An 11,534-nucleotide genomic window follows, 5' to 3' on the forward strand; every position below is an offset into this window, starting at 1 on the left:
CCGGTTGTGCTGACCGACCAACTCGCTTGGCGAGGCGTTGTGGAAGTCCTACCGTGAATACTGACTCCGATCCTTCCGACGTCGAAAGGCACGCGATGACCGACGCCGCTGTTCGTCCCCACAAGCCCGCAACCGCAGACCGCACCCCCGCCGGGGGCGCCCCGACCGCGCCCCATACCGCGGAGGAGGCGCACGAGGCGCGCATCGACATCGACGCGGTCACCGACATGCTGCTCGGAACCTGGGCGGCGACGCGGCGCGAGGCACGCGAGATGATCAAAGATCCCGTGTTCTGGCAGATCCCGGGCGAGCCGATGGCCGAGCACCGCGAACGCGTGCTCACGCAGCTGCACCTGCTCGTCGAACGCGGCGCCTCCGGACGCGGCTACCCCAAGGAGTACGGCGGCGACGGCGACAACGGCGCGAACCTCGCCGGCTTCCAGGAGCTCGTGCTGGCCGACCCCAGTTTGCAGATCAAGTCCGGCGTGCAGTGGGGCCTCTTCGGCTCGGCCATCCACCAGCTCGGCACGAAGCCCCACCACGACGCCTGGCTGCGCGACGCGATGGAGATGCGCCTGCCGGGCGCGTTCGCGATGACCGAGACCGGGCACGGATCGGATGTCGCGGCCATCGGCACGACCGCCACGTACGACCCCGAGACCGAGGAGTTCGTTATCCACACGCCGTTCCGCGGTGCGTGGAAGGACTACCTGGGCAACGCGGCGGTGCACGGCAAGGCTGCCACCCTCTTCGCTCAGCTGATCACGGGCGGCGTGAACTACGGCGTCCACTGCTTCTTCGTGCCGCTCCGCGACGACGAGGGCAACTTCCTGCCCGGTGTCGGCGGCGAGGACGACGGCGTCAAGGGCGGGCTCAACGGCATCGACAACGGCCGTCTCCACTTCGATCACGTCCGCATCCCGCGCACGAACCTGCTCAACCGGTACGGCGACGTCGCTGCGGACGGCACCTACAGCTCCGACATCGCGAGCCCCGGCCGCCGGTTCTTCACGATGCTCGGCGCCCTCGTGCAGGGGCGTGTATCGCTCGACGGCTCCGCCACGACCGCCTCGGCGCTCGCGGAGTACATCGCCGTGACGTACGCCAACCAGCGTCGTCAGTTCGACTCCGGTGCCGGCACCGACGAGGTCACGCTGCTCGACTACGGCCGGCATCAGCGCCGCCTGCTGCCGCGCATCGCGCAGACCTACGCGCAGTTCTTCTCGCACGACGAGCTGCTGCAGTCCTTCGACGGCGTGTTCGCGGGGCGCACCGACACCCCGGAGGGGCGCGAGAACCTCGAGACGCTCGCCGCCGCCCTCAAGCCGCTGTCGACGTGGCATGCGCTCGACACGATCCAGGAGTGCCGTGAGGCGTGCGGAGGCCAGGGCTTCCTCGCCGAGAACCGCATGGTCGACCTGCACCACGACCTCGATGTCTTCGCCACCTTCGAGGGCGACAACAACGTGCTCCTGCAGCTGGTGGGCAAGCGTCTGCTCAGCGACTACGCGAAGCAGTTCAAGGGAGCCGACGCGAAGGCGCTCGCGAAGTTCGCCGCCGTCTCCACCGCCGAGCGCGTGTTCCACGGTGCCGGGCTGCGTCGGCTCGGTCAGTCGGTCGCCGACTTCGGGCAGACGGCACGATCGGTGCAGCTCGGGCTGCGGGCAGAGCAGCAGCACGAGCTGCTGACGGGCCGGGTCGAGCAGATGATCGCCGACATCGCCGCCGCGCTGCGGCCCGCGTCGAAGATGTCGCAGCAGGATGCCGCTGCCGTCTTCAACCAGCACCAGTCGGAGCTGATCGAGGCCGCCCGCGCTCACGGTGAGCTCCTGCAGTGGGAAGCGTTCGCACAGGGTGTCGAGCGCATCGAAGACGAGGGCACCCGCCAGGTGCTCGTGTGGCTGCGCGACCTGTTCGGCCTGACCCTCATCGAGCGGCACCTCGCGTGGTACCTCATCAACGGTCGCCTCTCGACCCAGCGCGCGGCGGCCGTCACGAGCTACATCGACCGGCTGTGCGCGCGGCTGCGCCCGCATGCCCAGGACCTCGTCGACGCCTTCGGCTTCGCGCCCGAGCACGTCCGCGCGCCCATCGCGTCGGGCGCGGAGGCGGAGCGGCAGCGCGAGGCACGCGAGTACTTCGCCGACCTCGCCGCGTCGGGCACCGCGCCCGTCTCGGAGAAGACGCTCGCGAAGTCGGGCAAGCGCGGCTCCTGAGACCGGCTGCGGCGGTGGCGAACCGCGGCATGTCGGCGGCGCTCGCTAGCCTGGCGCAATGGCGCTCGACCTCATCACCGGACCCGACGGCCTGGACCGATGCGGCTGGGTGGGCGATGACGTCGAGTACCGGCGCTACCACGACGAAGAATGGGGGCGCCCGCTCCACGGCGACCGCGCCCTGTTTGAGAAGCTGAGCCTCGAGGGGTTCCAGGCGGGGCTCAGCTGGATCACGATCCTGCGCAAACGCCCGCGCTTCCGCGAAGTCTTCGCGGGATTCGAGCCGGTGCGCGTGGCCGCATTCGGCGCCGACGAGATCGCGGCCCTCATGGCGGATGCCGGCATCATCCGCAATCGGGCGAAGATCGAGGCCACCATCTCGAACGCGAGGCTGCTGCTCGGCTTCTCCGACGGCGAGTTCGACGAGCTCATGTGGTCGTTCGCGCCCGAGGCCGGCCGGCCACGCCCCGCAACGCTCGCTGACGTGCCCCCGGTGACGGCGGAATCCGAGGCGATGAGCAAGGCCCTGCGGCGCCGCGGGTTCCGGTTCGTCGGGCCGACGACGATGTACGCGCTCATGCAGTCGTCCGGCATGGTCGACGACCACGTCGTCGGATGCCACCGAGCTCTCGCCCTCGGCGACACGAAGCCCCACAATGGGGAGGTTCGTACCGAGAGGATGTCCGATGGCCGCCGCATCCGCTGAGAACGCCGCCGATTCGCACGAGGTCATCCGCGTCCGCGGTGCGCGTGAGAACAATCTGAACGGTGTCGACGTCGACATCCCGAAACGACGGCTGACCGTCTTCACGGGCGTGAGCGGTTCCGGCAAGTCCTCGCTCGTCTTCGGCACGATCGCCGCCGAGTCGCGGCGTCTCATCAACGAGACCTACCCGACCTTCGTCCAGCAGTTCATGGCGCAGATCGGGCGCCCCGATGTCGACGCGCTCGAGAACATCAGCCCGGCGATCATGGTCGACCAGGAGCGGATGGGCGCGAACGCCCGCTCGACGGTCGGCACGGCGACCGATGTGCACGCCATGCTGCGCGTGCTGTTCAGTCGTATCGGCGAGCCGTTCGTCGGGTCGCCGCAGGCGTTCTCGTTCAACGTGCCGTCGGTGTCGGGTGCCGGCGAGATCATGATCGCCGTCGGAGGCGAGGAAGGCCGTGCGGAACGCCGGTCGTTCCAGGTGACGGGCGGCATGTGCCCCGGCTGCGAAGGACTCGGCGAGGTCAGCGACATCGACATCGATGAGCTGGTCGACCGGTCGAAGTCTCTCAATGAGGGCGCCATCCGGGTTCCGGGCTACAGCGCCGACGGCTGGATGGTGCGCGGGTACAGCGAGTCGGGACTGCTCGATCCCGACAAGTCGATCGCCGACTACTCGGATGCCGAGCTCGAGGACTTCCTCTACAAAGAGCCCACGAAGGTCAAGATCCAGAGCATCAACATGACCTACGAGGGACTCGTCCCGCGGGTCACGAAGTCGATGCTGCAGAAGGACCGCGAGTCGCTGCAGCCTCACGTCCGGGCGTTCGTCGAGCGGGCGGTGAGATTCATGCCCTGCCCGGCATGCGGTGGGACGCGGCTCAACGACGGCGCGCGTTCAGCGAGAATCGCCGGAGTGAACATCGCCGATACCGCGTCGATGCAGATCACCGACCTCGCCGATTGGCTCGGCTCCATCGACGACCCCTCCGTCGAGCCGTTGCTCGCGGGACTGCGTGCCACCGTGCAGTCGTTCATCGACATCGGGCTCGGCTATCTCTCGCTCGACCGCTCCTCGGGAACGCTGTCGGGCGGCGAGGCCCAGCGAACGAAGATGATCCGGCATCTCGGATCGAGCCTGACCGACGTCACGTACGTCTTCGACGAGCCGACAGCCGGTCTTCACCCGCACGACATCCAGCGGATGAACAATCTGCTGCGCGGGCTTCGCGACAAGGGCAACACGGTGCTCGTGGTCGAGCACAAGCCCGAGGTCATCGAGATCGCCGATCACGTCATCGACCTCGGACCCGGTGCGGGACGGAACGGCGGGAGGATCCAGTTCACGGGATCGGTCGCCGAGCTGCGGACATCCGGCACGCTGACCGGACGGCACCTCGACCACCGGGCACAGCTGAAACCGGCGGTGCGCACGGCGTCCGGCATCCTCGAGATCCGGGGTGCGACCGCCAACAACCTCAAGTCGGTGGACGTCGACATCCCGCTCGGGACTCTCACCGTCGTCACCGGTGTGGCCGGCTCGGGCAAATCGTCGCTCATCCACGGCAGCCTCGCGGGGCGGGACGGGGTGGTCGTCGTCGATCAGTCGCCGATCCGGGGCAACCGGCGCAGCAGTCCCGCGACGTACACCGCCCTGCTCGATCCGATCCGCACGGCGTTCGCCAAGGCGAACGGGGTCAAGCCCGCTCTCTTCAGCGCCAACTCGCAGGGCGCGTGCCCGGCCTGCAAGGGGCTGGGCGTCATCGTCACGAAGCTCGGCATCACCGCATCCGTCGAGACGGAGTGCGACGTGTGCGAGGGGTCGGGATTCAGCCCCGAGGTGCTCCGGTACACCCTCGACGGTCGCACCATCGCCGAGGTTCTCGCCCTGAGTGCGGCCGAGGCCGCCGAGGCGCTCCCGGCGCGGGTGGCGGGCGGAGTCCTGTCGCGGCTGATCGATGTCGGCCTCGGATACATCACGCTGGGGCAGGCGCTGAGCACGCTCTCCGGCGGTGAGCGACAGCGGCTGAAGCTCGCGATCTCGATGGCCACCTCCGGCTCGGTGTACATCCTCGACGAACCGACGACCGGTCTGCATCTCGCGGATGTCGACAATCTGCTCGCGTTGCTCGACCGGCTCGTCGACGCCGGAAACTCCGTCATCGTCATCGAGCATCATCAGGCCGTCATGGCGCATGCCGATCACATCATCGACATCGGACCGGGTGCCGGGCGCGACGGCGGGCGGGTCGTGTTCGAGGGGACACCGGCCGACCTCGTCGCGGCAGGCGCTACCCTCACGGCCGAGCATCTCCGTCGCTACGTCGGCACGCGCACCGGAGCGGAGAGGTGATGCACACCATCGCGATCGTTGACATGGGGAGAACTCCCCATGTCAACAGACAAATCCGGCACTTCTCCTGACATAGGGTGGTTGCGCAGTTCAACCGATGCGAGCCCGGAAGCCGGGCCGATCACCGTCGCCCCGGGGGGAGCCGAGCCCAATGACGTCGACCTCGTGGCTGCGGGCACGCCCGCGAACGTTCATCTCCGCCGGTATCGTCACCGTCGCGGCGCTGACCATCGGAACCCTCGCGGTCGCCTACGAGGGTGAGCCCACGACCGAGGTCGATCTCCACGACGGCGGCGTGTGGGTGACGAAGCAGTCCAGCTTGCTCGTGGGGCACTACAACAACGAGTCCCGCGTGCTCGACGGCAGCCTGCGCACGACATCCGCCGAGTACGACGTGCTCCAATCCGGTCCCCGCGTCGTCGTGGTCGACGCGGACGGATCGGCGATGTCGGCCGTCGATCCCGCGAAGGTCGTGCTTTCGGGAACCGCTGAGGTGCAGCCGGGCGCGCAGATCGCCCTCGGATCCGACACCGTCTCGGTGCTCGACGCCGCGGGAGACCTGCGCACCGTCCAGTTCGCCGGTGTGAACGGCTTCAGCTTCGGAGGCAACGAGCCGATCGCCGAGCTCGGGGAGAACGCGACGGCGACGGTCGGCACAGACGGCACGATCTATGCCGCGTCCGCGGCCGGCGCGTCGCTGTACGCCTACGCGCCGATCGGCGACGGCACCGTCGCGCAGACCGCCGAGCGGAGCCTCGAGGGCATCGCCGAGGATCACGAGCTGGCCATCACCTCACTCGGGCAGACGCCGTTCGTGCTCGACCGCGAGACCAATGTGCTCTATGGCGGCGACGGCTCGCAGACCGATCTTCCCGCCGATGCGCTGCTGCAGCGTCCGTCCAACTCCGCCGAGACCCTCACCGTCAGCACCCGCAGCGCCCTGTTGCGGGTGCAGCCGGGCGGGCAGACGACGACGATCGAGGCCGGTGCCGAGGGCACCCCCGCCGACCCCGTCTACGTCGGCGGCTGTGCCTATGGCGCGTGGTCGGGATCGGGAGTCTTCGTCCGCGACTGTGCGAACGACGCCGACGATCTGGTGCAGGAAATCGAGGGCATCGATCCCACCGCGAAACTGGAGTTCCGCGTGAACCGGGATGTCGTCGTGCTCAACGACGTGTTCGGTGGGGCGGCCTGGCTCGCGAGCGAGAACATGCAGCGCGTCGACAACTGGACCGACATCACGCCGCCGGAGGGCACCGGAGACGAGGAGCAGGAGACCACGGAAGAGACGGTCGAGACCGCTCTGCCCGAGCGCACCGACGAGAACACGCCGCCGATCGCCGTCGACGACTCGTTCGGCGTGCGACCCGGCCGCACGACCGTGCTCCCCGTCCTCTTCAACGACACCGACGCCGACGGCGACGTGCTGGTCGCCGAGGCCACGAGTGATCCCGCGTTCGGTGAGATCTCGCCGATCCAGAACGGCGGCGCCCTCCAGATCGCCGTGCCCGACGACGCCTCGGGGTCGACGTCGTTCACCTACACCGCCGACGACGGCCGGGGCGGGGAAGCGTCTGCCACCGTCCGGCTGTCGGTACGAGGCGACGACGAGAACTCCCCGCCGGTCCAGCAGCGCGTCACGCCGGTCACCGTCGAGGCCGGCGGCACCACCTCGTACAACGTGCTGAGCGAATGGATCGACCCGGACGGCGACGACATCTTCCTCAAGTCGGTCCAGCCCGACGGCGGTGACGAGGCCGACTTCACGTCCGACGGCCAGATCACGTATCGCGCGATCGGTGCGGTGCAGGGCCGAAAGGACGTGCCCATCATCGTCTCGGACGGCACGGATGACGGCGCCGGCGTGCTCCGGATCGACGTCCGCCCTCCCGGCACGACGGTGCCCGTGACCAACGCCGACCACGTCGTGACCCGTGTCGGTCAGTCGGTCACGGTGTCGCCGCTGACGAACGACACGAGCGCGGGACGCGAGCCGCTGCGCCTGACGCGCGTCGACGAGGTCGAGGGCGCGACGATCCAGCCGGACTTCGCCGAGCAGACCTTCACCTTCAGCGCGGACGCCGTCAACACCTACTACGTCGATTACCTGGTGTCGGCGGGACCCAACAGCGTTCCCGGACTCGTGCGCGTTGACGTTCTGCCGGCGGCGGATACCAATCTTCCGCCCGTCGCGGTGCGAGACGTCGCGCTCTTGCCGACGGGCGGCGACGTGCTCGTCAACGTCCTGGGCAACGACACCGATCCGGCCGGCGGCATCCTCGTCGTCCAGTCGGTGACGGCCGACCCCGATGGCGGGGTGACGGCGGCCGTGCTCGGCCATGAGACCGTCCGGATCACCGACCAGGGCTCGCTCAGCGAGCAGACCCGGGTGTCGTACACGATCTCCAACGGCGACCAATCCGCCACGGGCGAGATCGTCGTCATCCCGATCCCGGCGCCCGACCGGCTGCGGCCACCGGTCGCAAACAACGACACGGCGGTCGTGCGCGTCGGCGATGTCGTCACGATCGACGTGCTCGCGAACGACACCCACCCCAACGGCGACACCCTGCATGTGTCTCCCGAGCTCGTTCCGCCGCTCGTCGACGAGGCTGACGGCCAGGTGTTCGTCTCGGAGGACAAACTCCGGTTCCGCGCCGGTGACGAGCCCAAGACCGTCAACGCCACCTATGAGGCTGTCGACAGCTCGGGTCAGCGTGCCGGTGCGTACGTGACGATCCAGATCCTGCCCCGACAGGACGACGCCAACGCCGCGCCGCGCCCCCGCGACCTCACCGCGCGCACCCTGAGCGGCTCGAAAGTCACGATCCCGGTGCCCCTCGACGGCATCGACGAGGACGGCGACTCCGTCGAGCTGATCGGCATCGCGAGCTCGCCGAGCAAGGGTCGCATCGTCGAGACCGGGTCGAACACTTTCGTCTACGAGGCCTTCGACACGAGCGTCGGCTCGGACTCGTTCACCTACCGGGTGCGCGACCGCCTCGGCAAGGAGGGCACGGCGCGTATCCAGGTCGGCGTCGCGCCGCCCGAGACGACCAATCAGGCGCCGTACGCCGTGAAGGATGCCGTCATCATGCGGCCGGGACGCCAGGTGGCGGTCTCGGTGCTCGAGAACGACTCCGACCCCGACGGCGACCAGTTCGGCTTCGCTGTCGACGCGCTCGAGGTGCCGGACGTCGACGGTCTCGCGGCCGAGGTGTCGGGCGAGCAGATCGTCATCACTGCACCCGACGTGCCGATGAACACGAGCATCCAGTACACGATCGAGGACGCCCGCGGCCTCACCGCGACGGCCCCCGTGCAGATCACCGTCGACCCCGACGTGCCGCTGCAGCGCCCGATCGCCCGCGACGATCGCGTGCGCGCCGAGGACGTCGACGAGAACGGCGTGGCCGAGGTCGCGGTGCTCGACAACGACGACGACCCCGACGGCACACGCAGTGCGCTGCGCGTGACCCTCGGCGCCGGCGGCGAGAACGCCACCGTGCGCCCCAACGGCACGGTGTCGGTGCCGCTGACCGACGAGCGCCAGCTCATCACCTACTTCATCACCGACGAGGACGAGCTCACCGCGGCCGCCTTCATCCACGTGCCCTCGCTCGCCGAGCTGCCGCCGAGCCTCATCTCGACCGAGCCTCTCGTCGTCCAGAGCGGTGAGACCGTCGAGCTGCCGCTGTCGGAGTACGTGCGCGCCTCGGGCGGACGGGATGTCGTCATCACCGAGGCCGAGAAGGTCACGGCGGCCCACTCCAACGGTGCATCCCTCGTCAAGGACGAGCGGACGCTCGAGTACACCTCCGCTGCCGACTACTTCGGTCAGGACGCCCTGACCTTCGAAGTCACCGACGGTTCGGGGCCCGACGACCCCGAGGGCCGCAAGGCGACCCTGATGATCCCGATCACCGTCACGCCGCCCGACAACCGCCCGCCGAGCATGATCGGCGCGCAGATGGAGGTCGCGCAGGGCGAGGATGCGCGGACCCTCGATCTCGCCGCGCTCGCGACCGACCCCGATCCCGGCGATGCCGAGAAGCTGCGGTTCGCGATCGTCGGCGGCTCGCCCGACGGATTGACCGCGCGCATCGACGGCTCGGTGCTCTCGGTGGAGGCGAGCACGGACGTCGCCAAGGGGACCTCACTGCCCGTGCAGGTGAGCGTCACCGACGGCGAATCCGACCCGGTGACGGCGACGATCACGGTCACCGTGACCGCCTCGACGCGCCCGCTCGCCACCGCGAACGCCGATGTCATCGAGCAGGCCGACCAGGGTAAGACCATCTCGGTCGCTGTGCTCGACAACGACGTGAACCCGTTCCCCGAGACGCCGCTGAAGGTCATCGGCGCGTTCACCGAGACCTCGGGAGCCTCGGCGACCGTCGCCGGTGATCGCGTGGAGGTCACCAGCCGCGATGACTTCGTGGGAACCCTCGTTGTGCGGTACCGGATCCAGGACGCGACGGGCGACCCCGACCGTGAGGTCGAGGGCCAGATCCGCATCACGGTGCAGGGGCGTCCGGATGCTCCCGGCAAGCCGACGGTCACGAGCGTCGAGAGCCGCACCGTGGTGATGTCGTGGTCGCCGCCGGTCGACAACGGCGCGTCCATCACCGGTTACACCGTGCGCTCGACGGCCGGTTCGTACACGCGCGAGTGCCGTTCGACGACGTGCACGCTGGACGGACTGACGAACAACGTCGAGTACAACTTCGTGGTCACCGCGACCAACCGCGTCGGCGAGTCCGACCCGTCGCTGCCGTCCGAGACCGCGCGTCCCGATCAGCGGCCCGACACGCCGAACCCGCCGAGCCTGGCCTTCGGCGACCGCAGCCTCGACGTGTCGTGGACGGTTCCGCGCACCGAGGGCTCGCCCGTCGAGAGCTACAGCCTGCAGATCTCGCCCGCACCGCCGTCCGGGGTCGCCGAGAAGACCGGCGTGACCGGTACCCGCATCACGTGGGACGGGCTGCAGAACGGCGTCCAGTACCAGGTGCGCGTCCGAGCCCACAACCGTGCGCCCGAGCCGTCGAGCTGGAGCGTCTGGTCGCAGGCGATGGTGCCCGCCGGCAAGCCGGACGCTCCTGGAGCACCGTCAACGCAGCGCCTCAACCCGGTGGGCAATCGCTCGCAGATGCAGGTGAGCTGGAACCAGCCGGCGAACAACGGCGACGCGATCGCGGGATACCAGCTCCAGGTCCGCCGCGGCGGTGCGACCGTCGACACCATCAGCGTGCCCGCCGGTCAGACCAGCCAGGCCGTGACCGTCGACACCTCGACGACCGACTACACGTTCGTCGTCCGCGCCCAGAACAAGGCGGGCTGGGGCGAGTGGAGTGCGGCATCCGCGCCTCGACGCGCCTTCACGCCTCCCGGCGCCCCGACCGGAATCAGCGCGAGCGAAGGCGACAACCGCGTCACCGTCTCGTGGACGGCCGGGCCGCTCAACGGCGCGAACCCCGGCGAGGTCAGCTACCAGTACTCCGTCAACAACGGCGGCTGGCGCAACGACTGGATCGGGGGCGGCAACGGCGGATCGGGCACGATCGGCAACGGTCAGGTCAACAACAACGGCACCTACACGGTGCGCGTTCGTGCCGTCGCCACGGCCGACGGATCGCGGTACGAGGGTGAGCCCTCGGCGGCATCCAACCAGGTCGCGCCGTACGGCCAGATCGGCAACCCGTCGGCCAACGCCAGCCGCGACGGCAACCGCGTCACGCTGTCGTGGTCGTCGCCCGCCCGCAACGGTCGCGACATCACGACGGAGATCAGCGTGAACGGCGGCGGCTGGCAGCGCGTCGACGCGAGCGGATCGCGCTCGCAGGGAGACGTCGGCTACAGCAGCACGCAGTCCATCCGGGTGCGCGTGAGCGCCGCCGGCAGCGAGGCGCGTGAAGCCTCGGCGAGCGTGACGACGCCGAACCCGCCGCCCCCGCCGCAGCCCCGCGCTTCGGTCGAGAAGGGATCGCCGGTCGGCGGCTGCGTCAACGGCTGCTTCCACCTGAAGCTGAACACGCAGGACTTCCCGGCCGGCAACTACCGCATCGACTGCTACGACGGAAACCGGAAGTTCAACACCTACCCGTCGTCGTACAACGTCCCGGCCAACGGGTCGATCCAGCTGGACTGCTGGATCGGCGCCGATGGACGCGACATCTCGGCCGAGATCATCGGCTGGGGTCGCACCGGCACGACGCGCTGGTAGTCCCCGCATCCGCCCCGGCATCCACTCACCACG

Annotated in this window: 4 protein-coding genes; all 4 read left to right on the forward strand. The window is 69.3% G+C overall.

What is annotated here, in order from left to right; genetic code table 11:
• Positions 1–95 precede the first annotated feature (95 nt).
• The 4 genes from O1W71_RS05875 (at position 96) to O1W71_RS05890 (ending at position 11,501) form a co-directional block, all read left to right on the forward strand.
• Entirely contained in the window at positions 96–2,216 is a 2,121-nt protein-coding gene (locus O1W71_RS05875; RefSeq protein ID WP_269266944.1) for an acyl-CoA dehydrogenase family protein, read from the forward strand.
• Positions 2,217–2,274: 58 nt separating this feature from the next.
• Positions 2,275–2,922, forward strand: coding sequence for a DNA-3-methyladenine glycosylase I (locus O1W71_RS05880; protein WP_269266946.1), 648 nt, complete (start codon positions 2,275–2,277; stop codon positions 2,920–2,922).
• The gene (locus O1W71_RS05885) at positions 2,903–5,278 is read left to right on the forward strand and encodes an excinuclease ABC subunit UvrA (RefSeq protein WP_269266947.1); all 2,376 of its coding nucleotides are present in this window, start codon (positions 2,903–2,905) and stop codon (positions 5,276–5,278) included. The genes O1W71_RS05880 and O1W71_RS05885 overlap by 20 nt, the downstream gene beginning before the upstream one ends.
• Before the next feature lie 151 nt (positions 5,279–5,429).
• The gene (locus O1W71_RS05890; RefSeq protein ID WP_269266948.1) at positions 5,430–11,501 is read left to right on the forward strand and encodes an Ig-like domain-containing protein; all 6,072 of its coding nucleotides are present in this window, start codon (positions 5,430–5,432) and stop codon (positions 11,499–11,501) included.
• Positions 11,502–11,534: the final 33 nt, after the last annotated feature.

It is taken from the genome of Microbacterium sp. H37-C3 (assembly GCF_027157935.1).
In the GTDB taxonomy this organism is placed as follows: Bacteria; Actinomycetota; Actinomycetes; order Actinomycetales; family Microbacteriaceae; genus Microbacterium; species Microbacterium plantarum.